The 24,834-nt window shown below is 71.4% G+C and carries 24 protein-coding genes; 17 read left to right on the top strand and 7 right to left on the bottom strand.

Annotation, left to right across the window (positions count from 1 at the left end):
- Positions 1-221 precede the first annotated feature (221 nt).
- Complete coding sequence (locus tag ACQE3L_RS14735) at positions 222-515, top strand: DUF5808 domain-containing protein (protein WP_058366340.1); 294 nt, start codon at positions 222-224, stop codon at positions 513-515.
- A 101-nt stretch (positions 516-616) separates the two neighbouring features.
- Positions 617-1,999 (top strand): M28 family peptidase, encoded by a 1,383-nt coding sequence (locus tag ACQE3L_RS14730; RefSeq protein ID WP_426964623.1) that lies wholly within the window; start codon positions 617-619, stop codon positions 1,997-1,999.
- Between the two features lie 258 nt (positions 2,000-2,257).
- On the opposite strand, the gene ACQE3L_RS14725 is transcribed toward ACQE3L_RS14730, so the two are convergent.
- Positions 2,258-3,241: a nucleoside recognition protein gene (locus tag ACQE3L_RS14725; protein ID WP_426964622.1), complete on the bottom strand. Its 984-nt coding sequence runs from the start codon at positions 3,239-3,241 to the stop codon at positions 2,258-2,260.
- Positions 3,242-3,325: 84 nt separating this feature from the next.
- Positions 3,326-4,441 carry a radical SAM protein gene (locus tag ACQE3L_RS14720; protein ID WP_426964621.1) on the bottom strand — a complete coding sequence of 372 codons (1,116 nt, stop codon included), beginning with the start codon at positions 4,439-4,441 and terminating at the stop codon, positions 3,326-3,328.
- 120 nt (positions 4,442-4,561) lie between these two features.
- Here ACQE3L_RS14720 and ACQE3L_RS14715 point away from each other — a divergent pair, with 120 nt between their 5' ends.
- The 12 genes from ACQE3L_RS14715 (at position 4,562) to serS (ending at position 17,929) form a co-directional block, all read left to right on the top strand.
- The gene (locus ACQE3L_RS14715; RefSeq protein WP_426964620.1) at positions 4,562-4,948 is read left to right on the top strand and encodes an Htur_1727 family rSAM-partnered candidate RiPP; all 387 of its coding nucleotides are present in this window, start codon (positions 4,562-4,564) and stop codon (positions 4,946-4,948) included.
- The gene (locus ACQE3L_RS14710; protein WP_426964619.1) at positions 4,945-6,144 is read left to right on the top strand and encodes a TIGR04347 family pseudo-SAM/SPASM protein; all 1,200 of its coding nucleotides are present in this window, start codon (positions 4,945-4,947) and stop codon (positions 6,142-6,144) included. Before ACQE3L_RS14715 ends, ACQE3L_RS14710 begins: the two co-directional genes overlap by 4 nt.
- 104 nt (positions 6,145-6,248) lie before the next feature.
- Positions 6,249-6,782: a halocyanin domain-containing protein gene (locus ACQE3L_RS14705; protein WP_426964618.1), complete on the top strand. Its 534-nt coding sequence runs from the start codon at positions 6,249-6,251 to the stop codon at positions 6,780-6,782.
- Positions 6,783-6,944: 162 nt separating this feature from the next.
- Entirely contained in the window at positions 6,945-7,604 is a 660-nt protein-coding gene (locus tag ACQE3L_RS14700; RefSeq protein WP_426964617.1) for a helix-turn-helix domain-containing protein, read from the top strand.
- Positions 7,605-7,855: 251 nt separating this feature from the next.
- Positions 7,856-8,938 (top strand): copper-containing nitrite reductase, encoded by a 1,083-nt coding sequence (gene nirK / locus ACQE3L_RS14695; RefSeq protein ID WP_426964616.1) that lies wholly within the window; start codon positions 7,856-7,858, stop codon positions 8,936-8,938.
- A 99-nt stretch (positions 8,939-9,037) separates the two neighbouring features.
- Positions 9,038-11,611, top strand: coding sequence for a heavy metal translocating P-type ATPase (locus ACQE3L_RS14690; RefSeq protein ID WP_426964615.1), 2,574 nt, complete (start codon positions 9,038-9,040; stop codon positions 11,609-11,611).
- Positions 11,612-11,753: 142 nt separating this feature from the next.
- Positions 11,754-11,900, top strand: a complete 147-nt coding sequence (locus ACQE3L_RS14685; RefSeq protein ID WP_176696662.1) for a hypothetical protein — start codon at positions 11,754-11,756, stop codon at positions 11,898-11,900.
- 6 nt (positions 11,901-11,906) lie between these two features.
- A complete protein-coding gene (locus tag ACQE3L_RS14680; RefSeq protein ID WP_058366330.1) occupies positions 11,907-12,449 on the top strand; it encodes a cupredoxin domain-containing protein in 543 nt (180 codons plus the stop codon).
- Between the two features lies 1 nt (position 12,450).
- The gene (locus ACQE3L_RS14675; RefSeq protein WP_426964614.1) at positions 12,451-14,181 is read left to right on the top strand and encodes a cytochrome c oxidase subunit I; all 1,731 of its coding nucleotides are present in this window, start codon (positions 12,451-12,453) and stop codon (positions 14,179-14,181) included.
- A gap of 55 nt (positions 14,182-14,236) precedes the next feature.
- Complete coding sequence (locus ACQE3L_RS14670; RefSeq protein ID WP_426964613.1) at positions 14,237-14,944, top strand: hypothetical protein; 708 nt, start codon at positions 14,237-14,239, stop codon at positions 14,942-14,944.
- A gap of 729 nt (positions 14,945-15,673) precedes the next feature.
- Complete coding sequence (locus ACQE3L_RS14665) at positions 15,674-16,447, top strand: Nif3-like dinuclear metal center hexameric protein (protein ID WP_426964612.1); 774 nt, start codon at positions 15,674-15,676, stop codon at positions 16,445-16,447.
- A 111-nt stretch (positions 16,448-16,558) separates the two neighbouring features.
- Positions 16,559-17,929, top strand: coding sequence for a serine--tRNA ligase (serS, locus tag ACQE3L_RS14660; RefSeq protein ID WP_426964611.1), 1,371 nt, complete (start codon positions 16,559-16,561; stop codon positions 17,927-17,929).
- Positions 17,930-18,525: 596 nt separating this feature from the next.
- Here serS and ACQE3L_RS14655 read toward each other — a convergent pair.
- From ACQE3L_RS14655 to ACQE3L_RS14645, 3 genes are all read right to left on the bottom strand, one after another.
- Positions 18,526-19,278, bottom strand: coding sequence for an SIMPL domain-containing protein (locus tag ACQE3L_RS14655; protein WP_426964610.1), 753 nt, complete (start codon positions 19,276-19,278; stop codon positions 18,526-18,528).
- Positions 19,279-19,384: 106 nt separating this feature from the next.
- The gene (locus tag ACQE3L_RS14650; protein WP_426964609.1) at positions 19,385-20,680 is read right to left on the bottom strand and encodes a TIGR00341 family protein; all 1,296 of its coding nucleotides are present in this window, start codon (positions 20,678-20,680) and stop codon (positions 19,385-19,387) included.
- A gap of 74 nt (positions 20,681-20,754) precedes the next feature.
- Positions 20,755-21,468, bottom strand: a complete 714-nt coding sequence (locus tag ACQE3L_RS14645; protein WP_426964608.1) for a 5-formyltetrahydrofolate cyclo-ligase — start codon at positions 21,466-21,468, stop codon at positions 20,755-20,757.
- Positions 21,469-21,571: 103 nt separating this feature from the next.
- On the opposite strand from ACQE3L_RS14645, the gene ACQE3L_RS14640 reads away from it, so the two are divergent.
- From ACQE3L_RS14640 to ACQE3L_RS14630, 3 genes are all read left to right on the top strand, one after another.
- The gene (locus ACQE3L_RS14640; RefSeq protein ID WP_426964607.1) at positions 21,572-22,264 is read left to right on the top strand and encodes a DUF4013 domain-containing protein; all 693 of its coding nucleotides are present in this window, start codon (positions 21,572-21,574) and stop codon (positions 22,262-22,264) included.
- A gap of 145 nt (positions 22,265-22,409) precedes the next feature.
- Positions 22,410-22,667 carry a hypothetical protein gene (locus ACQE3L_RS14635; RefSeq protein ID WP_426964606.1) on the top strand — a complete coding sequence of 86 codons (258 nt, stop codon included), beginning with the start codon at positions 22,410-22,412 and terminating at the stop codon, positions 22,665-22,667.
- A gap of 79 nt (positions 22,668-22,746) precedes the next feature.
- The gene (locus tag ACQE3L_RS14630) at positions 22,747-23,277 is read left to right on the top strand and encodes a DUF5815 family protein (protein WP_426964605.1); all 531 of its coding nucleotides are present in this window, start codon (positions 22,747-22,749) and stop codon (positions 23,275-23,277) included.
- A 39-nt stretch (positions 23,278-23,316) separates the two neighbouring features.
- On the opposite strand, the gene ACQE3L_RS14625 is transcribed toward ACQE3L_RS14630, so the two are convergent.
- Together ACQE3L_RS14625 and ACQE3L_RS14620 are read right to left on the bottom strand one after the other, a co-directional pair.
- Positions 23,317-23,892: a cysteine hydrolase family protein gene (locus ACQE3L_RS14625; protein ID WP_426964604.1), complete on the bottom strand. Its 576-nt coding sequence runs from the start codon at positions 23,890-23,892 to the stop codon at positions 23,317-23,319.
- The gene (locus ACQE3L_RS14620) at positions 23,885-24,775 is read right to left on the bottom strand and encodes a YqcI/YcgG family protein (protein ID WP_426964603.1); all 891 of its coding nucleotides are present in this window, start codon (positions 24,773-24,775) and stop codon (positions 23,885-23,887) included. Before ACQE3L_RS14620 ends, ACQE3L_RS14625 begins: the two co-directional genes overlap by 8 nt.
- Positions 24,776-24,834 lie beyond the last annotated feature (59 nt).

The raw sequence follows: 24,834 nt of genomic DNA, 5'->3' as shown, positions 1-24,834 counted from the left end.
TCGCGGCGACACGCTTCGCGGTCGCCGCGGCGCGCGCCGACAGCACGGTACCGTGACCGCACCACAACCGCACCACGACCGCACCACAACCGCACCACGACCGCATCGCAAACGCACCACGACCGCATCGCAAACGCACCACGACCGCATCGCAAACGCACCACGACCGCATCGCGAGCGTCGGCCGAAACGATTTATCCCCCGCGCCCGAGACGTGAGGTATGAGCGACAAACCGTCCTCCGGCGAACTCTTCGGTATCCCGTACAACTTCGAGCGGCCGAGCCTCGGCCGCCTGCTCTCGTCGTACTGGCAGCCCGGCAAGGGGATGTTCGTCGAGAAGCCGTTCGGCGTCGGCTACACCCTGAACCTCGCGAACCCGCGCTCGTGGGTCGTCGTCGCGGTCGCGCTCGGGCTCTACTGGCAGGGCAAGCAGAGCGCGGCCGCCGACGCCGCGAGCCCCGACGAGGAGGCCGACGGCGACGACGGCCCCGTCGAAGTGATCGTCGACGACTGATCCGGCTTCTTCGCCCCCGTCTGATCGAGAATCACGCCGGGGAACCAGCCTCCCCGGCCGGAACCCGAACGTCCTTTTGTGGAACCGCCGTGGGTGCGCGCATGACCGAGCTTCCGGACCGCGTCGTCGGCGACGCGCGGACCAGCGACTTCGGGTGGGACCTGTTGACCGACCTGGCGGACATCGGCAACCGCATGGCCGGACAGGCGGGCGAGCGCCGCGGCGCCGAGCGCGTCGTCGAGGCGTACGAGGCCGCCGGCCTCCGCAACGCCGGGCTCGAGGAGTTCGAGATCCCCGGCTGGTGGCGCGGCGACTCCTCGCTCGCCGTCACCGGACCGGGACCGGACCCGGTCGAGCGTACCCACGAGGGGAGCCACGCGGTCATCGCGCTCCCCGGCACGCCCGCGGGCGAGGTCGAGGCGCCGCTGGTGGACGTGGGGACCGGCACCGTCGAGGAGTTCGAGGCGGTCGCCGAGGACCTCGACGGAGCGATAGCGATGGCGTCCTCGCGGACGCCCGACGAGGCGGACCGGTGGATCCACCGGATGGAGAAGTACGTCAACGCGGCCGAGCGCGGCGCGGTCGGGTTCGTCTTCCGGAATCACTTGGAGGGTGCGCTCCCGCCGACCGGCGAGATCGGCTACCACAACCGTCCTGGCCCGATCCCCGCGGTCGGCGTCTCGAAGGAGGTCGGCGAGCGGTTGGCCCGGCTCGCCGAGGATGTGGAGGGGGAAAGCGAGGGAGCCACCGACCGCCCGACCGTCTCCATCGCGGTCGACTGCCGCAACGAGCCGACGACTTCGGTGAACGCGGTCGCGGACGTGGGACCGGACACCGACGAGGCGGTCCTCCTCACCGCGCACGTCGACGCGCACGACATCTCCGACGGCGCCAACGACAACGGCGCCGGCTCCGCCCTCGTCGCGGAGGTCGGTCGACTGCTGGCGACCGTCGAGGACGACCTGGACACGCGCGTCCGGCTGATCACCTTCGGGGCCGAGGAGATCGGGCTGTGGGGTGCCTACCACGCAGCCGAGACGACGCCACACGAGGAGATCAAGTGCGTCGTCAACCTCGACGGCGCCTGCAACTCCCGGAACCTGCGCGTGAGCTACAACGAGTTCGAGCCGATGCGGCGCGTCTTCGAGGCCGTGACCGACGACCTCGGCGCGCCGCTGTCGACGGGGTCGACCATCTCGCCGCACGGCGACCAGTGGGCGTTCGCACAGGAGGGGATCCCCGCGGTGATGGCGTCGACGACTTCCGAGCAGTCCGGTCGCGGGTGGGGCCACACCCACGCCGACACGCTCGATAAGCTCGACCGCCGCGACCTCGCGGAGGTGGCGATCCAGGTCGCCGAGGCGACGGTTCGGTTCGCGGACGCCGGCACCTCTGTCCCCCACAAGTCCCGTGCTGCGATCCGCGAATCCATCGACGAGGGGTACGTAACGGAGCTGAAAACCGGCGGCCGCTGGCCCTACTGAACGCGGGGCGATGCTGTAGGGAGCGGTGCTGTGCGGGGCGATGCTGTAGGGAGCGGTGCTGTGCGGGGCGATGCTGTAGGGAGCGGTGCTGTGCGGGGCGATGCTGTAGGGAGCGGTGCTGTGCGGGGCGATGCTGTAGGGAGCGGTGGGGTCGGTGAGCGCGAGCAACGCGTGCGGGGGAGGGGGTGCGATATCGCGCGTAGAGGACGGCGTCGACCCCGATCCGCCTCGGCCGCTCACGACACCGTCACGCCGGGTTCAGACGCCGGACGCCAAAAGCAGCGCCACGGCGATCCCGATGAACAGCACCTTCAGCGCGGTGTTGACCGCGACGACCTTCGCCCCGAACTCCGGCCCCCAGATGCCGAACTGGAAGGGTATCGACCGCTTGAACGTCGACACCGCGAAGGAGACGATGCCGCCGAGCAGCATGGTGGCGACCGCCTGCGCCGGCGTGAACGTCCCGCCGATCAGCGGCGCGATGGCGACCGCGCCCGCCGTGGTGTCGAGCGAGTAGATGGCGACGACGGCCACCGCGGCACCGGGCAGGCCGACCGCGGCGGTCAACGGCTCCGCGACCGCGGTCAGCGCCTCCACGTCGACGTAGGTGATCAGGGCGACGACGAGCGTGTAGACGACCGCGAGCCGCGGCACGATCCGCCCGAGCGTGCTCGCCGACTTCGAGAGCGCGTCGCGGACGCGCTCGCGGGACGTGCGGTCGTCGGCGTCCGGGCCGCCGGCCTCGACGTCGGCGAGCGCGGATCGGTCGACGTTGCGCTCCGAGAGCAGGACGCCGCCGGCGAGTACCCCGGAGACCGTTATCGCCAGCGCCACGCCCGCCCGCGCGGAGACGTACAGGACGCCGGTGTACCAGCCGAGGATGGGGATCAACACCGGGACGTAGTAGGTGAAGACGTGCTGGACGAAGCCGAAGAACGTGTTGATGGTCACCGCCACCAGCGTCGCGCGGTCGTCCAGCAGCCCCGCCTCGCGGTACTCCGCCAGCGTCGCGTAGCCGGCGGTCGTCGACGCGGCGGTGGTGAGGATGGCCGTTCCGACCTCGTCGGGGAGGTTCGCGGGCCGGGTCAACAGCCCCGACAACCCGGCGACGTAGCGCACCAGCCCGAACGCGACCGCGACGTTGGCGGCGGTCACCCCGACCGCGATGAACAGCGTCACCCGCGCCAGCCGGGGCGCCACCTCGGCGAGCAGACCGAGCAGTTCCGTGGCCGCCGATTGCACGACCCGGCGTTGGACCCTGCCGAGCAAAGGCGCATCGGTGTGCCGGCGGGCGGAAACGGAGGGACGGAGGGGAACGGCCCTGCCTCAGTCCGCCGGGTCGACGAGCTCGTCGGTTCCGGCGCCGCTTTTCCCGCCCGCCTCCGCCTGTCGCGCGGGCAGGTCTCCCTCATAGTCCTCCGGGACGTACGGGCAGAGCGGGTCGCTCGCCAGCGGGTCGCCCGTCTCGGCGTACGCGCGCGACCGGCTCCCGCCACAGACCTGCCGGAACTCGCAGGCACCGCACTTGCCCGTCAACTCGTCCGGGTCGCGGAGCGCCTCGAACAGGTCCGCGTTCCGGTAGACGTCCACGACCGAGCGCTCGCGGACGTTGCCCGCGGACTCCGGCAGGAAGCCCGAGGGGTACACCTCGCCGGTGTGGCTCACGAACGCGAACCCGCGGCCGGCGGTGATCCCCCCGCGGCGCCGGGCGCCGCCGGCGTCGCCCTCCGACTGGAGCCCGACCCGGCGGTAGAACGGCGCCTCGGTCGTCTTCACGCCGAACCGCTCCTCGGCGGCGACCTCCTGGAGCCACTCCATGACCGCCTCCGCCCGGTCCGGTGCGATGGGGTCGAGGACGCGGCCGCGACCGACGGGAACGAGGAAGAAGACGCTCCAGAGCACGGCGCCGAGCTCGCGCACGCGGTCGCGCACGGCCGGGAGCTCCCCAACCGTGTCCGCGCAGACGGTCGTGTTCACCTGCAGCGGGAGGCCGGCCTCCCGGGCGGCGGCCGCGGCGTCGAGGGTGTCCTCGAAGCTCTCCTCGCCGCGGAACGCGTCGTGGGTCGTCGCGCTCGCGCCGTCGAGGCTGAGCGCCATCCGCCGCACCCCGGCGTCGGCGAGGTCGCGGACGCGTTCGGGCGTCAGCGACCGCGTCCCGCTCGGCGTGATCGTCATCCGGAGGCCCTGCTCGTCGCCGTAGCGGATCAGCTCGAACAGGTCCTCGCGCGCGAGCGGGTCGCCGCCGGAGAGCACGACCAGCTGCCCGTCCCCGAAGTCGGCGGCGTCCGCGAGGAGCCGCTTCCCCTTCGCGGTGGTCAGCTCGTCGGGATGGCGCGCCGGCTGCGCGTCCGCCCGACAGTGGCGACAGGCGAGCTCGCAGGCCTGTGTCACCTCCCAGATCAGCACCAGGGGCCGGCGGTCGGTGTCGAGGTCGTCGAACATCGGTCGTCGGGAGGTCGGGGCGCCGGCCCCTTCGGTCCTCGACCGAACACCTTCGCCCGGATTACCACGGGCTGAAACTGCCCGCAACCGGATTTATTCGGGGGCGACGAATCGCCCACCATGGTCGAGAAAGCGACGCGGACGGAGGAGGCGGCGCCTCGGGCGACGACGGAGCGACGCTGGGAGGTGTTCGTCCGCGAGGCGGCCGCGGAGCCGCTCGAACACGTCGGCACCATCGCCGCGCCGGACCCCGACACCGCCCACGAGGAGGCGGGGAAGCTGTTCGCGTGGTACGCCCGCGACGTGTGGGTCTGCCCGAGCGACGAGACCCACCGGTACTCCACCTACTCGCTGGCGGAGGGCGCGGAGGGGGCCGACGGCGACGGCGACGACGCTCGGAGTGCCGGGGACGCGGCGGGCGGAGACGCCGCCGCCGACCGCGCGCCGCCGGAGCCGCGCGTCTACGAGGAGACCGAGGGGACCCCGGGGGTAGGTGACGGCGCGTGATCTCGATCAGCAAGCTCCTGTGCGGGCTCGATGCCGAGAGCGACGGCCTGCGCTACGACGCCGCCGACGAGTCCGCGGCCGACCAGATCACCGAGCGGAAACAGCACCGGCCGGTCGTCGTCTGGAACACGACCAAGCAGTGTAACCTCTACTGTTCCCACTGCTACGCCTCCGCGGACACCGAGACGATCCCCGGCGAGCTCTCCACGGCCGAGGGGAAGGCGCTTCTGGACCAACTCGCCGACTTCGGCGTCCCGGTCGTCCTCTTCTCCGGCGGGGAGCCGCTCGTCCGCGACGACCTCCCGGAACTCGTCGCGCACGCGAGCGCCGCGGGGATCCGTCCGGTCCTCTCGACCAACGGCACCCTGATCACCGAGGAGAAAGCCCGCGCGCTGAAGGACGCCGGCCTGCGGTACGCCGGCGTCTCGGTCGACGGGCTGCCGGAGCGCAACGACGCCTTCCGCGGGAAGGAGGGGGCCTTCGACGCCGCCGTCCGCGGCATCGAGGCGTGTCTGGACGCCGGGCTCAAGACGGGACTGCGCTACACGATCACCGAGCGCAACGCGGCCGACCTGGGGGGCGTTATCGACCTGCTGGTCGACGTCGGCGTCGACCGCTTCTGTTTTTATCATCTCGACTACGGCGGTCGCGGGAAGGGGATCGTCGACGCCGACCTGTCCCCCGCGGCGAAGCGCGACGCGGTCCGCCGGCTCTGTGACCTCACCCGCGAGTACCACGACGCGGGCGAGGAGATCGAGACCCTGCTGGTCGGCAACTACGCGGACGCGGGCTACCTGATCGAGTACGCCGACCGCGAGTTGGGGCGCGACCACGCCGAGCGGATCCGGACGTATCTCGAGCGCAACGGCGGCGACCCCGCCGGCGAGCGCGTCGCGGACGTCGACCCCGTCGGTAACGTCCACCTCACGCAGTTCTGGCAGGGGTACAGCCTCGGGAACGTCCGCGAACGACCCTTCGGGGAGCTCTGGAGCGACGACGCGAACCCCCTGCTCGGCGCGCTCCGGAACCGCGAGGAGCGGTTGACCGGCAGGTGCGCCGACTGCCAGTACCGCTCGCTCTGTCGCGGCGGCTCGCGCCTGCGCGCGCTCACCGTCCACGGGGACCTGTTCGCGCCCGACCCGCAGTGTTACCTGACCGAGGGTGAGGTCCGCGGCGGCGAGGCGGTGCCGCTCTGACGGGTATAAGTGCGGCGACCGAACGTGTTCGGCGGACGGTATCGCGCCGTAGGAACCGCCGCCGCCCCCTTTTCAGTCGCCCTCGAACGCCTACCTGTCCGACGATGACCACGCACGACCTCGACCGACGACGCTTCGTACAGGTGACGGCCGGCGCCGCGACCGCGACGCTTCTGGCCGGCTGTTCCGGCGGTGGCGATAGCGGGAGCGGCGGCGGGGATGGCGGAAGCGGCGGTAGCGACGGGGGTAACGGCGGCGGGGATAGCGGTGGCGACGGCGGCGGCGAGTACCTCTCCGAGGAACCGGACTACGGCGGCTGGTTCGACGACGTGGACAACTACGAGGCGACGCTCGACCGCACCGACGCGGACGAGGTCACCGTCCAGGTCGGCGCCGCCGACGGCCTCAAGTTCGCCCCGCCGGCGGTCGCCGTCTCGACCGGCACCACCGTCGTCTGGGAGTGGACCGGGCAGGGCGGACAGCACAACGTCACCGAGGAGGACGGCGCCTTCGAGTCCGAGCTGACCGACGAGGAGGGCCACACCTTCGAACACACGTTCGAGGAGAGCGGCACCTTCCGGTACGTCTGTACCCCCCACGAGAGCGTGGGGATGAAGGGCGCCGTTCACGTGGAGTAGCGCTCGCGCCGCGGCGGTCGGGCCCGCACTCCGCGCCCGCGCCCGCGGCCCGAACCGATCACGGCTCCCGTCGGAGCGACGCGCCGCCGTTCGCGGTCGGCGCGACGCGCCGACGGGCCGGCACATCCCACCGACAACCCGGGACACACAAGGACACGACCTATGACACAAGCACGCCTCGTCGTCGACCTGCCGGACGGCCCGTGGGTGGCGGACGTCTCCCGCGAGTTCCCGGCGGCGACGTTTCAGGTGATCGCCGCGCTCCCGGGCGATGGGCCGGGGTTCGCGCTCGTGTGGATAACCGCCCCGGACGTCGACGCCGTCCTCGACGCGATGGAGTCGCACCCTTCGGTCACCGACATGTCGGTGATGGGCCGGGCCGACCACGAGGTGACGGTGCAGTTCGAGACCTCGGCGCCGATGCTGCTCATCGCGGCCAAGCGGTCCGGCATCCCGATCGAGATGCCCGTCGAGATCGAGAACGGCGACGCGACCATCGACGTCACCGGCGCCCACGACCGGCTCTCCGAGTTGGGCCGGCAGTTCGACGAGCTCGGGCTGAACTTCCGCGTCAAGTACATCCAGGAGCGACTGCAGGCGAGCCAGCTGCTGACCGAGACCCAACAGGACCTGCTCCTCCGCGCGGTCGAGGAAGGCTACTACGACACGCCGCGCACCTGCTCGCTCACCGAGCTGGCCGACCGCGTGGACCTCGCGAAGTCCACCTGCAGCGAGACGCTCCACCGCGCCGAGGAGGTCGTCGTCAAGCAGTTCGTGGAGGACCTCCCGCCGCAGGTCGACGCCGACGCTGCGGCGCAGTGAGGCGGCTCGGGGCTTCCCGACGCGCGCTTTTCCCGGCGCCGTGCCCCGCTCTCTTCTTCCGACCGCGCGGCCGCGAGCAGCGCCGAGGCTTCGGCCGCGCCCCCGTCGAACATGTTCCGACACGCTTCGAGGAATCCGAACGCCCTTTAAGTATTGCACGCCGCAGATGTTCAGGTATCTACCCGCGAATTGGGAATATTTGTGCAGTTATACGGGGTAACTCCGGCAACTACCAACCGGAGGGAGACCCAATGACGCGACATCCCTACAGCAGACGGCGCTCGTTCCTGAAAGCGGCGGGTATCGGCGCGGTGGCGGCGCTCGCCGGCTGTACCGAGGACGGCGCGGACGCCGCGGCGGCGACGCCGGCGACCGAGGCGACGGACTCGCTCGACTCGACAGCGTCGGTCGACGTGGACCGGATCGCGGCGGACCCGACGGACGTCCCCGACCCGGTGGACTGGAACTCGCCGCGCACGCACGACGTGACGCTGGAGACGAAGGAGGTGACCGCCGAGATCGAACCCGGCGTCACCTTCGACTACATGACCTTCGACGGGCAGGTGCCCGGGCCGATGGTCCGCGTCCGCCGCGGGGACACCGTGAACCTCACGCTGCGGAGCCCCGAGGACAGCAACCTCCCGCACAACATCGACTTCCACGCGGTGTACGGCCCGGGCGGGGGCGCTGACGCGACGACCATCGGGCCGGGCGAGGAGGCGACCATCCAGTTCAAGGCCACCTACCCCGGCGTCCACATCTACCACTGCGCGGTGCCGAACATGGACCACCACATCAGCGCGGGCATGTTCGGCGCCATCCTCGTCGAACCGAAGGAGGGGCTCCCGGAGGTCGACCGCGAACTCTACTTCGGCCAACACGAGATCTACACGAACGGCGAGGCCGGCGAGGAGGGTCACCACGAGTGGAGCACGGAGGCCGCCAAGAACGAGGAGCCGACCTACATGGCGTTCAACGGCGAGGCGTACGCGTTCACCGAGGACGGCTACGGCCGGATCCCGGTCGAGCAGGGCGATCGGGTCCGGATCTACCTCTCCAACGGCGGGCCGAACCTCAGCAGTTCGTGGCACGCCATCGGCAACGTCTGGGACAAGCTCTACCGCGACGGCGACCTCGTCTCGGACCCCGGCCGGTTCGTGGAGACGACGCCGGTCGAGCCCGGCACCGTGGCCGCCGCGGAGATCGAGACGCCGGTCCCCGGCCCGATCAAGATTGTCGACCACTCGCTGACCCGCGTGGTCCGCAAGGGGCTGCTCGGCGTCCTCGAGGTGCAAGGGGAGGAACGCCCCGAGATCTACGACCCGGACCCGTGACGCGGTCGGCCTCCCGAGCGGGACAGCCCCGGCGGCGCGGCCGCCGCCCGAACACGTTCGCAGACACCGCCTCGGGGACCCGGCCCGAAGCGTCTCCCGATGGGAACCTGTCGCCTCTGCGGGCTGCCGACCGACGGGAGCCCGCTGACGGCCGCTGACGTGGACGGCGCCTTCTGCTGCCGCGGCTGTCTGGAGGTCGCCCGCGCGCTCGACGACCCCGACCGCGCGGACCGCGACGCCGTCGCCGGCCGGCCGAGCGCCGACGAAGCGGCGTCCGCCTCGCAGCGCGCCCCCGACGGTCCCGACGACGCCGCGAGGGCATTCCTCTCGGTCGAGGGGATGCACTGTGCGACCTGCGAGGCGTTCCTCTCCTTGCGGGGCGAGGAGACCGCCGGCGTCCACGCGGTCGAGGCCAACTACGGCACGGAGACCGCCCGCGTCACCTACGACCCCGACCGGATCGACGAGGCGGACCTGCCGGGCGCGCTCTCGGGATACGGCTACGCCGTCCGTCCGGCGGACGCCGACGCGGGCACGGGACCGGCCGGACCGGACGCGGAATCGGGCGGCGGCGCCGCCCGCCGGAACCGGCGCGACGAGACGGTGCAGCGGCTCGTCGTCGGCGGGTTCTTCGCGGTGCTGGTGATGCCGTGGTACCTCTTCTCGCTGTACCCGAGCTACGTCGGCGTCGAGACCGGCGTCCTCGAGGTGGACACGACGACCGCAGTGGGACAGTACCTCCCGCTCGTCTTCATCGCGCTGGCGACCGCGGTCGTCGTCGGCTACACCGGCGCGCCGGTGCTCCGCGGCGCGTGGGTGAGCCTCCGGACGCGCCGGCCGAACATGGACCTCCTCGTCTCCGTGGCCGCGCTGTCGGCGTACGCGTACAGTACCGTCGCGCTGGCGGCGGGGAGCACCCACCTCTACTACGACGTGAGCGTCGCCGTGGTCCTCGTCGTGACGCTCGGACGCTACTACGAGTCCGGCGTCCGCGCGGCCGCGACCGAGCGGCTCTCCGCGCTCACGGCGGCCCGCGTGAGCGAGGCGACGCGGCTCGGCGAGGACGGCGAGCGCGAACCGGTCCCGGTCGCGGCCCTGCAGCCGGGCGACGAGGTGCTCGTCAGGCCCGGGGACCGGGTGCCGGTCGACGGCACCGTCGCCGAGGGCGTCGCGGACGTGGACGAGTCGGTGCTCACCGGCGAGTCGCTCCCGGTCACGAAGCGGCCGGGCGACGGCGTGGTCGGCGGCGCCGTCGCGGTCGACGACGCGCTCGTGGTCCGGGTCGGACCGGCCGCCGAGAGCACGGCCGACCGCATCGCCGCCGCGCTGTGGGAGATCCAGAGCACGACGCCCGGCGTGCAGCGACTCGCGGACGCGCTCGCGACGGTCTTCGTCCCGCTCGTACTCGTGTTGGGGGCCGCCGTCGCCCTCTGGCAGCTCGCGACCGGCGCGACGGTCGCTGCCGCCCTGCTTGCCGGCCTCACGGTCCTCGTCGTCTCCTGTCCCTGTGCGATGGGGCTCGCGACGCCGCTGGCGGTGTCGGCCGGCCTCCGCGACGCCCTCGACCGCGGCGTGGTCGTGACCGACGACACGGTGTTCGAGACCGCGCCGGAGGCGGACGCGGTGGTCTTCGACAAGACCGGCACCCTCACCACCGGCGAGATGCGCGTGGCCGAGGTGGTCGGCGCGGTCGAGACGCTGCGCTACGCCGCCGCCGCGGAGCGGTTCTCGGACCACCCAGTCGCGGACGCGGTGCTGGCGGCGGCGGACGGCGACGGCAACGACGGCGACCGCGACAGCGGCGACAGAAATCCGGCCGCCAGGAGCGAGAAAAAGGCGGCCGCCGGCGTCGCGGTGGACGGCGGGGCCGCGGCGGCGGACGGCGCCGACTCGGCGGGGGAGGCGGCCGCCGATGTCGGGGCCGCGACGATCCCCGACGCGACCGACTTCACTCGCCATCCGGGCGAGGGCGTCGCGGCGACGGTCGACGGCAATCGGGTCGTCGTCGGCACCCCCGACCTCGTGGCCGAGAAGGCCGGCCCGGTCGAGGGCGACCTCGCGGAGACGGTCGCGGCCGCGGACGAGCGCGGGGCGCTCCCGGTCGTCGTCGGCTGGGACGGCGCGGCGCGCGGCGTGGTCGTCGTCGAGGACCCCGTCCGCGAGGCGTGGACCGACGCCGTCGAGGCGTTCGCGGACCGCACCGTCTGCGTGCTCACCGGCGACGCGGGCGGGAGCGCCGACCGCTTCCGCGAGCACCCGGCCGTCGACGAGGTGTTCGCGGGCGTCCCGCCGGACGGGAAGGCCGCGACCGTCCGCCGCCTCGCGGCCGAGGGGACGACGGTGATGGTCGGCGACGGCACCAACGACGCGCCGGCGCTGGCGGCCGCGGACCTCGGCGTCGCGATGGGCGACGGGACCGCCCGCGCGGCCGACGCCGCGGACGTGACCGTCGTGGACGGCGACCTCGGCTCCCTGCGGACCGTCTTCGACCTCGCGCGCGGCACGCGCCGGCGCATCCGCGAGAACGTCTGCTGGGCGCTCGGCTACAACGCGGTCGCGATCCCGCTGGCCGTGTTCGGCCTGTTGAACCCGCTGTTCGCGGCGGTTGCGATGGCCGGCAGCAGCCTGATCGTCGTGACGAACTCGCGACGGTCGGTGTTGGGGGAGGAGTGACCCGCACCGGGCCGATGTTCCGACCCGGCCGACCCGGGCGGCCCGCGGACCTCGCGATTCCCGATCGGCGGGACTGCCGGACGAACATGTGCGCGATAACCCACAGTGGGAATCCGCGAGAACCGAAGTCCGTGAGCGACCAATGAGCGCACAACGACCCGCGGACGCGCCGTTCATGCAGCGCCTCTACAACCGCATCTGGCTGCTGGCGGCGGCGGCGTTCCTGTTCTTCCTCGTCGCATACGTCGGCTGGGGGATCATGGACGTGCTGTCGCTGCCCGTGAGGTGATCACGCATGCCAGCACCACTCGATCCGCCCGAGGGGAACTGGTGGGACGAGCCGGTGAACCGCCGCGAGACGATCTGGCTCGGGATCGCCGGCCTCTGGTCGGTCGGCATCTTCGGCTGGATGAGCGGCTTCACCCAGTTCGGCGACCAGAACCCCATCGGCGAGACGTACGACGTTGAGCCCGACGCGTACCGAGAGCGCGTGCAGGAGTACAAGGACGCCGCCGAGGAGACCGAGCGCGGGCTCGTGCCGCCCGAGGACTCGGTGTACGTCGGCGCGATGCGCTACAACTGGGACGCGCTCCCGGTCGTGCTGGAGGCGGGCCGCGAGTACGACGTTCACCTCGGGGCCTACGACGTGCAGCACGGGTTCTCGATCCGGCCCGAGGAGACGCTGAGCAAGCAGATCAACCTGCAGGTGTTCCCGGGCAACGAGTGGGTGATCCCCATGACGTTCGACGAGCCGGGGACCTACCACGTGATCTGCAACGAGTTCTGCGGGCAGGGGCACCGCTCGATGCACGGCACGCTGGTCGTCGAGGAGGCCTGAGATGCTGGGTACCCTACGCGCGCTGTTCGGCAACGAGTACGACGCCGAGGGGTATCGTAGCTGCTCGGTGACCGGGCTGGACGTCCACCGCTCGGTCGAGGAGCACGTCAAGCTGTTCGGCGTGACGGCCGTGATCGCCCTGGTCGTCGGCGGGAGCTTCGCGTTCACCGTCGCGACCACGCGCTGGGAGCTGATCGGCCTGCTCGAACCCGGCGACTTCTACACGCACCTGAGCCTGCACGCGTGGAACCTGCTGATCTTCTGGATGGTGTTCATGGAGATCGCGGTGCTGTACGTCGGCGGACCGATGGTGCTCGGCCGCCGACTGCCGCTGACGACGCTCGCGAAGGCGGGCTGGGCCGTGATGGTCGCGGGCGCGGTCGGCGTGAACCTCTCGATCTGGTTCACCGAGGCGCCCGAGCAGGCGCCGCTGTTGACCGCGTACGTGCCGCTCCCGGTGTCGCCGTGGTTCTACGCGACGGCCATCGTCTTCCTGCTCGGCGCGACGGTCGCCGCGCTGCCCTTCTTCGCGGCCGTCTGGACGGAGAAGCGCGGCGCGGCGACGAAGACGCTCCCGCTGGTGACGTTCGGCGCGTTCGTCACCGGGGTCATCGCCGTGGAGGCGATCCTCGGCGGCATCGCGGCGTTCGCGTACGCGCTGGTCTGGCGCGTCGGCCTGATCGAGTCGGTCGAGGTCGGCATCTACCGCCAGCTCTACTGGATCGTCGGCCACGGGACCCAGCAGATCAACCTGCTGGCGATGGTGACCGTCTGGTACTTCCTCACGCACGTCGTGGGGGGCGCGGTCGTCGTCAGCGAGAAGGTCTCCCGGTCGGCGTTCATCCTCTACCTGTTCTTCATCAACCTCGGCGCGGCCCACCACCTGCTGGTCGACCCCGGGATGTCGACCGGCTGGCGGGTCTGGAACACCTCCTACGCCTTCTACGGCGCCGCCTTCGCGAGCATGATCCACGCGTTCGCCATCCCGGCCGGCATCGAGGCCGGGCGGCGCCAGCGCGGGCTCGGCGGCGGGCTGTTCGGCTGGCTCACGTCCGCGCCGTGGCGCAACCCCGTCTTCTCGTCGGTGGTGTTCAGCGTCATCCTGTTCGGCTTCCTCGGCGGCATCACCGGCGTCGTGATGGGCCAGATGCAGGTGAACATGACCTGGCACAACACGCTCGCGACCGTCGGCCACTTCCACGCGACCGTCGCGCTCGGGACGACGCTGACGTTCATGGGGCTGACCCTGTTCGTCGTGAAGACGATGTTCCGCCGGGAGTTCGTCTCGGACCGGCTGGCGTCGCTCGTCCCCTACGCCTACGCGGGGACGATGAGCGTCGCGACGCTGATGCTGATGTACGCCGGCATCCTCTACGGCGTCCCGCGCCGCACCGCCGAGGTGGTTCGGAACATCCCCGGCACCGACTTCAGCCTCGCGGCCGCGAGCCCGCTGTTCGCGCTGTTCGGCGTCTTCGCGCTGCTGGCGATCCTCTCGGGGATCCTGTTCGTCGTCGCGACCGTCGGGTCGCTGCTGTTCGGTGCGGACAACAGCGGGGGCGACCTCACGGACCTCCACGCGGAGGGCGGGCTGACGCCGGACGGCGGCACCTCGGTCCACGCCGTCGAGCTCCGGGGGACGTTCGTCCTCTGTCTGGTGTTCATGGCCGCGTTCGTCGCCGCGTACGTCCTGAACTGGTACCTGCTCACGCAGCTGTGGTCGATCGGGGCCTGACGCCCCGATCGGTCGCGAGTCGTCTTCGCTCCGTCCGGATCACCCCACACACTCCATGTCGATCATCCACCGCGCCTCAGCGCCCGTGGCCGGCCTCCGACGCGTCGTTCGCCAGCTCTGGCGGGACCTGTTGAGCGTCTACTACGCCAACACGCCCGCGTGGCGCTGGCTGAAGAGCGGGACGCTCGTCGTGTTCGGCTTCTTCTGTTGGACCGGTTCGAGCGTCCTGCTCTCGTACCGCCCGGACTGGGGGTTCCTCACCTACACGATGGCGTACGGCTTCCTCCTGATCGTCTGGGGGCCGCTCACCCACCTCGGGGTCGTCCCGGCCGCGATCCGACTCCGGCGCACCGCCGAGCACCCGGTCGCCCGGTTCCTCGCGCGACAGGCCTCCAAGCTGAACCTGTCCGTCTTCCTGACGCTCGTGCTCCTCGCCGGCACCGTGACGCCCGGCGTCATGATGTTCGAGTACGCCTCGCCGCTCGCGGACGGCGGCGACGCCGCCCCCGACGCCGGCGCGGACGTGATCTGCGAGGACGAGGGCGACCTCGTGGCCTGTCACCTGGAGGCCGTCCGCGGCGCCGACCGCGTCGTCGTCACGACCGGCGGGGAGGAGCTCGTGACGCTTTCGGAGCCCCCCTACGAGTTCGAGCTTCGGAAGGCCGAACTGACCGACGGCGCGACGGGCAAGCAGTTCGTGGTGGAACTGCGCGACGCCGAGGGCGAGACGCTCCGGCGGTACGTCCAGACCGTCCCGGCCTGAGACCGCGGTCGAGCACGTGAGACGGGGCGCGCCGCCGCGTCCGGGCGGTTCCGTGCCTCCGGTTCCGTGTCCCCGGTTCTGTGACTGCTGATCGTGACAGCAACGTCCAGAAAGCCCCAGCCGGCTCTCTATACGGCGCTTTTTCTGTGTCTGCTACTGATCCTGCTGATCTTGACAGCAACGTCCAGAAAGCCCCAGCCGGCTCTCTGTACGACGTTTTTGAAACTGCTGTCGATCCTGCTGATCTGGACAGCAACACCCAGAAAGCCCCAGCCGGCTCGACCGGCCGTCGTGAGACGGTCCGGGCTGCCTGCGGTAGCGGGCTGCCGGGCTGCGACTCACGGGCTCCCGCTCGTGCCTCGCGGGAACGCGGCACGCTCTGCGCGCTCGCGCCTCTCCGCACCGCCCGCCGCGAGTGCTTGAGGCGCCGGGGCCGGATCGAGCCGGCTGCCCCTTTCAGTCCCACCCACTGCCCCGCGACCGCACAGCACCGCAGCCTCGCCCCTCCCCAGCCTCGGCGGCGGCGCGGCCGCGGAACCGCAACGCACAGCAGGCGGCCGCGCCGCCGCCTCCCTCGCGCGCGTCAGGGTCGCGCGCGCCGACCGCATCGATACGGGTCACAGCACCGACCACCACAGCTACCTCACCGCCACAGCACCCACTACCACCGTCGCCGTTCCTCCCCGCCGCGACCGCCCCGCTTTTCCTCTCGGGCCGCGAGGCGCCTCCATGGAACTTTCAGCGTTCGTCGACCGACTGGACGAGCGACTCGACACCGCCGCGTACGCCGACCTGGACGCGAGCGCGAACGGCCTGCAGGTCGGCCCCGAGGAGGGGACGGTCGAGCGCGTCGCCTTCGCGGTCGACGCGGTCGAGGCGACCGCGGAGGCCGCCGTCGACGCGGGGGCGGACGCGCTGGTCGCCCACCACGGCGTCTCGTGGGGCGGGATCGAGCGCGTGACGGGGCGCGCGTACGGCCGGATCGCCCCCCTGATCGAGAACGACGTGGCGCTGTACGTCTCGCACCTCCCGCTGGACGGCCATCAGGAGCTCGGCAACGCCGCGGGCGTGGCGGCGGCGCTCGGCGTGACCGACCGCGAGCCGTTCGGCTCGGTCGGACCGGAGACGATCGGGACGGTCGGCACCGTCGCCGCGGACGAGGGGCCGCTGTCGGTCGCGGACGTGGAGGCGACGCTGGCGGGGTTCGACCAGGGGCCTGCGGAGACGCGGACGCTCGCGTTCGGCCCGGACCGGATCGACCGCGTGGCGGTGGTGACGGGCGCGGGCGGCGACTGGCTGGACGAGGCGGTCGCGGCGGACGCGGACGCGCTCGTCACCGGCGAGGGAAAGGGCCGGACGTACCACGAGGCGCGCGAGGCGGGGATCAACGTCTTCCTCGCGGGCCACTACGCGACGGAGACGTTCGGCGTGCGCCGACTGCAGGAACTGACCGAGGACTGGGGGCTGGAGACGACGTTCATCGACCACCCGACCGGGCTCTGAGACGGGTCGGCTCTCCGGCTTCGATGCCGGCTTTCTGAACGTTTCGGTGGTCTGTGCCGCCGTGGCGACGCTCCGATACGGTTTTCCGCCGTCCCGCGGAACGGAGGACAAATGCTGTCGCGACAGTTCGTCCGGGAGAATCCGGAGACGGTGCGGGCTGCCCTCGAACAGAAGGGCGTCGATGTGGATCTGGACCGCCTGCTCGCGGTCGACGAGGAGTGGCGCGAGCTCAAGTCGCGCGGGGACGACCTGCGCCACGAGCGCAACGAGGTCTCCTCGCGGATCGGCGAGCTGAAGCAGTCCGGCGAGGAGGAGGCGGCCCAGGAGGCCATCGAGCGCTCGAGCGAGCTGAAGGCGGAGCTGCAGGAGGTCGAGGCGCGCGCCGACGAACTGGAGACCGAACTGGAGCGCCGACTGCTGGAGCTCCCGCAGATCCCGCAGGACTCGGTCCCGGTCGGCGCGGACGAGTCGGAGAACGTCGAGCGCCGCCGCGAGGGGTTCGACGACTTGCGCGGGCTCCCGGAGACGGTCGTTCCGCACTACGACCTGGGCGAGGAGCTGGAGATCCTCGACTTCGACCGCGGCGCGAAGGTCTCCGGCGGCGGCTTCTACTTTGCCAAGGGCGACGGCGCCCGGCTGGAGCACGCGCTGGTCCAGTTCATGCTCGACGTCCACCGCGAGCAGGGGTACCGCGACGTGTTCCCGCCGATCCCGGTCAACTCGGCGTCGATGCGCGGCACCGGCCAGTTCCCCAAGTTCACCGAGGACGCCTACCGGATCGAGGGCGACAACGCCGACGAGTACGACGACGAGGACCTCTGGCTGCTCCCGACCGCGGAGGTGCCCGTCACCAACATGCACCGCGACGAGATCCTGCTGTCTGAGGACCTCCCGCTGAAGTATCAGGCCTACTCGCCGAACTTCCGCCAGGAGGCGGGCGAGCACGGCACCGAGACCCGCGGCATCGTCCGCGTCCACCAGTTCAACAAGGTGGAGATGGTCAACTTCGTGAAGCCCGAGGCGAGCGACGAGCGCTTCGAGGGCCTGCTCGACGAGGCCGAGGAGGTGCTCCGCCGGCTCGACCTCCCGTACCGCATCCTGGAGATGTGTACCGGCGACCTCGGCTTCACCCAGGCGAAGAAGTACGACATCGAGGTGTGGGCGCCCGGCGACGACATGGCGGACGGCCCCGAGCAGGGGGGTCGATGGCTGGAGGTCTCGTCGGTCTCCAACTTCGGGGACTTCCAGGCGCGCCGCGCCGGCATCCGGTACCGCGAGGAGCACCACGAGTCGGCCGACTACCTCCACACGCTCAACGGCTCGGGGCTCGCGGTCCCTCGCGTCGTCGTGGCGATCCTGGAGTACTACCAGAACGACGACGGCACCGTCGACGTCCCGGAGGCCCTACAGCCGTACATGGGCGGGACCTCGGTCATCGACGGCCACGACGCGGTCGGCGAATCGGCGCTGGGCGACGAATAGGTCACGGACGTCGGTGGCTGCGGCGTCTCTCACCCGGACGTCGATACTTCTGACCGGGACAGTAGCACCCGGAAAGCCCCAGCAGGCTGTCCAACGCTCGGCGCGCGCGAGTGACGCGCGCGAGGGAAGCCCGCCCGCGGCCGGAGCATCGCGGAGGCCGCGGGCGGCTGAGGCTGGGGAGGCGTGAGGCCACGCTTGACTCGACAGCCGGCGTAGAGAGTCACCGAGCAACTGACCGCGATGGCTGACTCCACAATCCCGGTCCTGGCGGACTGAAAGGGCGAGGCCGGTCGCGGGCGCTCAGACGACCCCTATCGGCGCGGGCGGTGTCTCCAGCGCGCCACTGCACGCTGGAGAGCAGCGAGACGCGGTTTGTCTCGCCCGCCGGAGAGCGCCGATATGTCGCTGAGCGCCCGCGAGCGGTCGAGGGCTTTCTGGGTGTTGTCGGCAAGCACAGCAGAACGCTTGATCACACAAAAACCGACGTATGGCGAGCGGTCGAGGGCGTTCTGGATGTTGGCGGTGAGCACAGCAGCGCGCTTGACTGATCCAGAAAAATCGTCCGACGACTGGTCCGAACCGCTCCGACCGACTGCTTAGCTCTCGCTCGCCTCGTAGACGACGCGCACGTCGACGGAGACGCTCACGTCGCCGGTCTCGACGCCGGTCGCGGCGTCGCCCGCCTCGGCCGTTTCTGCCGCGTACCGCGTCGTGTACGGGTTGACGCTGGTCTGTGCGGTGGAGACGGCGTAGACGCCGTCGACGGTCAGCCCGGAGCTGTTGGCCAGCACCGCGGCGTCGGCGTCGGCGTTCTCCATCGCGTTCTCCAGCGCCTCCTCGCGGAGTTCCTGCTCGCGCTCGTCGCTCAGACCGAAGCTGATGCGGTCGACGCCGTCCGCACCGGCGTCGACGGCCACGTCGATCACCTCGCCGACCGCCTCGACGTCGTGGAGCACGACCTCGTAGCGGTGCTGGCCCTCGTAGGTGGTGACGTTCGGTCGCTCGCGGGACTCCCGCGTCTCGCGGATGGAGTAGTACTCGGTGCGGATCCGGTCCTCGGCGACGCCCCACTCGATCAGCGCGTCGCGCAGGCCGTCGTCGCGCTCGGCCAGCGACTGGCGCACCTCCTCGGGGTTGTCGCCGGTCGCGAGCACCGACACCGTCAGGGTGGCGCGGTCCGGTTCGGCGGTCGCCTCCCCGCCGGCGCTCACCTCGATGGTGCGCTCGGGGGCGTCCTCGCTCGTCGTCGACGCGTCCGTCTGCCCGCCCGCGAGCCCCGCGCAGCCGGCGGTCGCCAGCAGCGCGACGGCCGCGAGCGCGGCCAGCAGCTTTCGTGTTCGTCCGTCCATACGCGACCCGTCGCACCCCGGCTCCCTTAACGTGCCGTTGACACAAAGAGCGGTTTGTGTCACGGCCGGCGGGTCGCCCTCGGCCGGTTCGGCCGCTCTCCGGCGCTCAGGTCGCTCGCTCGACCGCGACGATCCGGACCTCCACGGTGACGGACGTGCCGGTCGCGGCCTCGATCCGCTGGTCGAGCCGGTCGGCCAGCCCGGAGACGGTTCCGCCGGGCTCGGCGCCGACGGTGACGGTGACGCGTTCGAGCTCCAGCGGCGGGACGGTCCCGGTCCGGTGCAGCTCCAGGTCCAGCAGGTCGAGCTGTGCCTCCGCGCGCTCCAGCTCCTCGCCGACGGCCGTCCGCACCTGCTCCTCGGTCGTCGCGGCCGCGTAGGCGTCGTAGGTGACGCCGCCGAGGAACACCGAGAGGAGTGCGATGGCGGCCACGAGCACCGTCGCGCGCTTGATCAGCGCCGACTTCGCCTCCGCCTGTCGGAACCACGAGTCCGGGCGGTACCCCTCGTACCACAGCATCACGAGCGCCGCGAGGTTGATCGAGAGCACGTTCACGAGCACCAGCACGCCCGCGCCGATCGCGAGCCGGGGGATGTTGAACGCGATGCCGATGCCCACCGCCGCGGCCGGCGGGATGAGCGCCACCGCGATCATGACGCCGACGAGCGCGGAGGAGACGCCGGTGATGAGCGAGACGATGCCCGCGATGCCGGCGCCGATGGCGACTGCCAGCGCCAGCACGTTCGGCGCGAGTCGCTCCGACACCTCCGCGAGCGCCAGCGGGTCCATCCCCGGCGGAACGAGATTCAGCGTCCGGAGGCCGGCGGCGAAGACGGCGGCGGCCGCGACCGCGAGCCCGACGCCGAGCGCCTGCAGCCGGATCCCCTTCCGGAACAGCTCGTCGTCGTCGACCACGGTCCCGACCGCCGCGGACATCGCCGGGCCGATGAGCGGCGCGATCACCATCGAGCCGACCACCGTGGCGGGCGAGTCGAGGAGCAGTCCCGCGGTGGCGATCACCGCGGAGACGACCGTCATCAGGACGTAGGTGCCGGTGCCGGAGACGAGGTTCTCCGCCTTCGTCTGCAGCTCCTCGCGCGCGATCCGGTCCTCGCTCCGGTCCGACTGCTCGGCGTAGCTCTCCTCCAACTGCTCGAAGCGTCTGGAGATGACCGTCTCCGCCGAGACGATGACGGTGTAGGTCCGCTCGTCGATGCCGGCGTCGCGAAGCCGGTCGAGCACCGGTTCGACCGCGGCCGTCGGCAGGGGGAACGTGACGACCGCGGTGAACTCGCGGCCGCTCGTCTCGTCGGTCACGACGTAGTCGATCCCCTCCTCGTCGAGCGCGTCGATCACCGCGGCCCGCTTGCCGGCCGGGATCATCACCTGTACCAGTCGCACGTCCGTCTCTCTCCCGCGGACGGCTTAAAAAGCGGGGACGGGCGGTCCGCGTCGCGCGGCGCCCGTCGCGGCTCTCACTCGGGCGCGCGCTCGGCCAGCACCGGGATCGCCGCCAGTTTCTCGTCGTCGAGCGCGTCCCAGTCCACGCCCCGTGGGCGTTCGAAGGGCGTCCCCGTGCGGATCGTCCGCTCGGGGGTACAGATCAGGTCCATCGGCACGTCGTGGGCGTCCGGCGCGGGCGCGTCGGCGGGGTCGAGCACCTGTCGCTCGTGGACCGTGGTCGCGACGGTCGTCTCGGGGCCGACGGCGTCGAGCTCGGCCAGCATCGCCCACTCGAGGTCGCTGTACCCCTCGCCCTTGCCGACCCGCGCGCCCGCCGGCGTGACCGCGACGGAGCCGGAGACGATCAGGTCGATGTCGGGGACGTCCTCCGGCCCGACCGGCACGCCGTGTTCGGAGATGCCCGAGACGGTGGTCGCGTCGTCCACGTCCGGCACCGCGTCGGGGTCGAGCTCCAGGAACGGCTCCGGGTCCCGGAGTCGGGGCTGTGCCGCGTAGACGGTCTTCCCCGCCCGCAGCGCGGCCCGCCGAACCGGCAGCTGCGGCGCGTCGGGGTTGCACTTCAGCGTCGCCGCGGCGGCCCACTCCTCGGTCGCCGCCAGTCGCTCCGCCGCCTCACTCGCGCCCGCGAAGTTGGGGATGCGGCCGTGCGGCGGGAAGGGGAACCGCGCGATCCCCTCTGCCTCCAGCGCGTCCCAGACCGACTCGCGAACGGCCTGCTTGTCCATGCCCCGCGATGGGTCGCGGGAGGCAAGAACGCACCGACGGCGGCGGCGTCCGACGCCGATCCGTCGCAACGTTTATGTATTGAGTGTGGGATGTTCGGCCGACATGCTCGAAGACGGACTCTCGTACCCCGTTCGGGGCGACTGGATCGGACGCGTGATCATCGGCGGCGTGCTGGGCTTCCTCTCGTTCCTGCTGATCCCGGCGTTCGCGCTGATGGGGTATCTGGTACAGGTGCTGGAGACGACCGTCGCGGGCGCCGAGGACCCGCCCGAGTTCGAGGCGTGGGGCGACCTGCTCGTGAAGGGGATCGTCGCGACGGCCATCGCGCTCGCGTACACGATCGTCCCGCTCCTCGTCTACTTCGTGTTCGTCTTCGTCGTGCTCGGCGCCGGCGGCGCGATCGGTGGCGACGCCGGCGCGCTGGTCGGCAGCCTCGGCGCGATCGCCGCGCTGGCGTTCCTGCCGGTGCTGTTCCTGGTCTACTACGCCGTGCCGGCGGCGCTGACCGCCTACGCCGCCCGCGGTTCGGCGGGCGCGGCGTTCGACGTGTCGATCCTCCGGCCGGTGCTTTTCAGCACGGAGTACCTCGTGGCGGTGCTGTTGCCGATCGTCGTCACGTTCGTCCTCTGGATCGCCACCCTGGTGCTCGCGGTCACGGTCGTCGGGATCGTGCTCCTCCCGTTCCTGCAGTTCTACGGGCAGGTCGCGATCTTCCGGATGTTCGGCACCGCCTTCGCCAGCGTGAGCGACCGCGTCACGCTCGGCGGAAGCGGCACCGCCTCGGCCGCGGTCTGACGCCGCGACTCGGCCGCAATCGTCGCGCCGCGACCGTCGCGACTCGGCCGCGGTCTCACGCTGCGACCGCCGCGACCGCCGCGGCGCAGGAGCCGGCGGCACCGCCGGAGCACCTTTCCTGTTCGCGGCCGAACCGTCGACCGCCATGTCCGAGGACGTGACCGTCGACTTGGAGGTAGAGGTGGAAGTGGACGCCGACGAACTGGAGGTCGAGCGCGAGGACGCCGAGTTGATCGAGGCGAGCTACGAGGCGAGCGGCGTCGAGATCGAGATCGAGGCCGAAGTCGAGACGCACGGCGGTGAGCGCGGTTCGGAGGCCGCTGACGCCGACGAGGCGGACGAGGAAGAGGAGGACGCCGACGAAGCGGACGAGGAGAACGGCGGCTACGAGGACTTCGAGTAGCGCGGTCGCACGTCCCCTCCTCTCCGTCCCTTCGACCCGCATCCGCGCCTTTTACCCGCGACGGCGGCCAACGGCGGGTATGTCCGACCCACGCGTCCCCGGCGAGGGGAGCGTCATCGAGCTTCCCTGCGGCGAGACGGTCCGCTTCGGCGACCTCGACCTCGGGATGCGCGAGTACCAGTGTGACTGCGGCGACGCGCACGCGGTCGTGATGGACGTCCATCCCCCGGAGCGCTTCCTCCCCGACTTCCTGGTCGAGGTGCTGCGGGAGGCCATCGACACGACCAGCGAGGAGATGCGGGAGTTCGGCACCCCGCACCTCATGGGCATCGTGATGGAGGAGTTCCCCGAGGCGGTCGTCGCGGAGGACGCCTCAGAGGACGCGGACGTGGGCTACGCGCTCGTGTGGGTGGCCGACTTCGACGCCCGCCGGCTCCACGAGGTCGTCGTCGAACTCGTGATCGAGCTGATGGAACACGCCGTCAGCCACGGCGAGGACGAGGGCGCGCTCCGCGAGTTCGAGGGGATGATGCACGAGTTCGACGTGAGCGCGTTCGTCGACCAGTACCGCGACGAGCGCGATCTCGACGCCGAGGACCCCTACGCGTAGTCGTCTCGCAGCCACGCAGTCGGTCCTTCACGCCCCGACTTACTGCAGGTCCGCGGCCTCGACTATCTCCGCGAACTCCCCGCTGAGGTGCGCGAGCGCGGTCCAGTGGATCGTCTCCGGATCGATGCGCTCCCCGTCGAGTTCGCGCTCGTGGGCCGCGGTCGCGTCCCGGACGAGCAACACCTCGTAGCCGCGGTTCTCGGCCATCCGGACCGTGGTGGAGACGCAGTGGTCCGTCGTCAGCCCGCAGACGACGAGCGTCTCGGCGCCGCGCTCGCGGAGCCACTCCTCCAGCCCCGTGTCGAGAAACGCGCCGTTGACGGACTTCTCGAAGACCGCCTCGCCGTCGAGCGGTTCCAGTCCCGGCTTCCACGCGAAGCCCGGCGACTCGGGGCGGAGCGGGGAGCCCGACTCGGTGGAAGCGTGTCTGACGTGCGCGACCGGCCGCCCCGCCTCGCGCCAGCGCCCGAGCAGGTCGGCCGCGACCGCCTCCGCGTCGCGGTTGTTGCGCTCGCCGTACGCCGGCCCGTCGAATCCGCGCTGGAAATCGATCAGCAGGAGTACGGCGTCGTCGAGCTTTCGATCCAGCGGACGCCGCTCGCCGTCCTCAGACATCGCGGACGCCCCCGTCGGTCGCGGGCGCGCCGCCGCGGTCGCGCGGCGCGGTGCCGTCGTCCCCCGAGTCGAACCGCCGCCACGCACCCGGCTCCAACAGCCAGTCGTCCACCTTCGGATGCTCGCGGTCGACGGTCATCGGGCAGGCGTCGGGCGCTTCGTCCTCCTCCTCGCGGAAGAGGTACTGGGGCCACTCGCGGTCGCCGGCCACGCCGTAGTCGCCCAGGTCCGCGTGCGGACAGACGCCGTCGTACTCCTCCAGCCGTCCCTGGATGACCTCGCGGGCCCGTTGTCCGGCCTCCGTGTCGGCGGTGACGCCCTCGAAGACCGCCCGCGGCTGGAAGGTTATCTCCAGTCCGACCGGGCAGTACCGGCTCCGACGCTCGTCGTAGAAGGGCGCTCGACAGGTCGGGAACAGGGGCTCGCCGCCGAAACAGAACTCCCAGTAGGGGTCGTCGGGGTCGGTCGGCACGTCCTCGGGCCAGGGCTCGGGGTCGTGGACGTGGAGGAACTGCAGAACGTGCCACAGCGCCTCGTGGTAGTCGGCCTCCGAGAAATCGTCCGCCGGCGGGCGGAAGTAGGTCACCAGCGGCGCGCGCTCGGCGTGGTCCTCGTAGGCGTCGAGGTACTCCAGCAGGGCGTCGCGCAGCCGGAGCAGGGCCGCGGGGTCGGTCAGCGAGTCACAGACCGTATACAGCAGGTCGCCCTCGCGTTCGGCCTCGATGCCGAAGTAACAGGGGAACGGGGTGTCGTTCCGCTCCCCGAGCATGGACGCGCGGAACGTCTCGTAGTGCCGCTCGACCCATTCGGGGACGCCGTCGTCGATCCTGTCCCGGAGCGCGCTCTGATCCAGCAGGACGCCGTCGATCCCCGGCTCGTTCATGGGGCGAGTTCGGGCAGGTGCGCTCTTGAGCCTTCTGTCCGCCTCGGCGGGACCGATCG

Origin of the sequence: Haloparvum alkalitolerans (genome assembly GCF_050122995.1) — an archaeon.
Classification (GTDB): Archaea; Halobacteriota; Halobacteria; order Halobacteriales; family Haloferacaceae; genus Haloparvum; species Haloparvum alkalitolerans.
Note: the sequence above shows the minus strand (reverse complement) of the source record. Positions and strands in the feature narration are given on the sequence as shown.

Coding starts and splice junctions, on each gene's coding strand:
- ACQE3L_RS14720 (WP_426964621.1), bottom strand. CDS start 4,441: ATGTTCGACGACCTCGACACCGACCGCCGGCCCCTGGTGCTGATCTGG.
- ACQE3L_RS14690 (WP_426964615.1), top strand. CDS start 9,038: ATGGGAACCTGTCGCCTCTGCGGGCTGCCGACCGACGGGAGCCCGCTG.
- ACQE3L_RS14645 (WP_426964608.1), bottom strand. CDS start 21,468: ATGGACAAGCAGGCCGTTCGCGAGTCGGTCTGGGACGCGCTGGAGGCA.
- ACQE3L_RS14735 (WP_058366340.1), top strand. CDS start 222: ATGAGCGACAAACCGTCCTCCGGCGAACTCTTCGGTATCCCGTACAAC.
- ACQE3L_RS14630 (WP_426964605.1), top strand. CDS start 22,747: ATGTCCGACCCACGCGTCCCCGGCGAGGGGAGCGTCATCGAGCTTCCC.
- ACQE3L_RS14620 (WP_426964603.1), bottom strand. CDS start 24,775: ATGAACGAGCCGGGGATCGACGGCGTCCTGCTGGATCAGAGCGCGCTC.
- ACQE3L_RS14675 (WP_426964614.1), top strand. CDS start 12,451: ATGCTGGGTACCCTACGCGCGCTGTTCGGCAACGAGTACGACGCCGAG.
- serS (WP_426964611.1), top strand. CDS start 16,559: ATGCTGTCGCGACAGTTCGTCCGGGAGAATCCGGAGACGGTGCGGGCT.
- ACQE3L_RS14715 (WP_426964620.1), top strand. CDS start 4,562: ATGGTCGAGAAAGCGACGCGGACGGAGGAGGCGGCGCCTCGGGCGACG.
- ACQE3L_RS14685 (WP_176696662.1), top strand. CDS start 11,754: ATGAGCGCACAACGACCCGCGGACGCGCCGTTCATGCAGCGCCTCTAC.
- nirK (WP_426964616.1), top strand. CDS start 7,856: ATGACGCGACATCCCTACAGCAGACGGCGCTCGTTCCTGAAAGCGGCG.
- ACQE3L_RS14635 (WP_426964606.1), top strand. CDS start 22,410: ATGTCCGAGGACGTGACCGTCGACTTGGAGGTAGAGGTGGAAGTGGAC.
- ACQE3L_RS14655 (WP_426964610.1), bottom strand. CDS start 19,278: ATGGACGGACGAACACGAAAGCTGCTGGCCGCGCTCGCGGCCGTCGCG.
- ACQE3L_RS14640 (WP_426964607.1), top strand. CDS start 21,572: ATGCTCGAAGACGGACTCTCGTACCCCGTTCGGGGCGACTGGATCGGA.
- ACQE3L_RS14705 (WP_426964618.1), top strand. CDS start 6,249: ATGACCACGCACGACCTCGACCGACGACGCTTCGTACAGGTGACGGCC.
- ACQE3L_RS14680 (WP_058366330.1), top strand. CDS start 11,907: ATGCCAGCACCACTCGATCCGCCCGAGGGGAACTGGTGGGACGAGCCG.
- ACQE3L_RS14730 (WP_426964623.1), top strand. CDS start 617: ATGACCGAGCTTCCGGACCGCGTCGTCGGCGACGCGCGGACCAGCGAC.
- ACQE3L_RS14700 (WP_426964617.1), top strand. CDS start 6,945: ATGACACAAGCACGCCTCGTCGTCGACCTGCCGGACGGCCCGTGGGTG.
- ACQE3L_RS14625 (WP_426964604.1), bottom strand. CDS start 23,892: ATGTCTGAGGACGGCGAGCGGCGTCCGCTGGATCGAAAGCTCGACGAC.
- ACQE3L_RS14665 (WP_426964612.1), top strand. CDS start 15,674: ATGGAACTTTCAGCGTTCGTCGACCGACTGGACGAGCGACTCGACACC.
- ACQE3L_RS14670 (WP_426964613.1), top strand. CDS start 14,237: ATGTCGATCATCCACCGCGCCTCAGCGCCCGTGGCCGGCCTCCGACGC.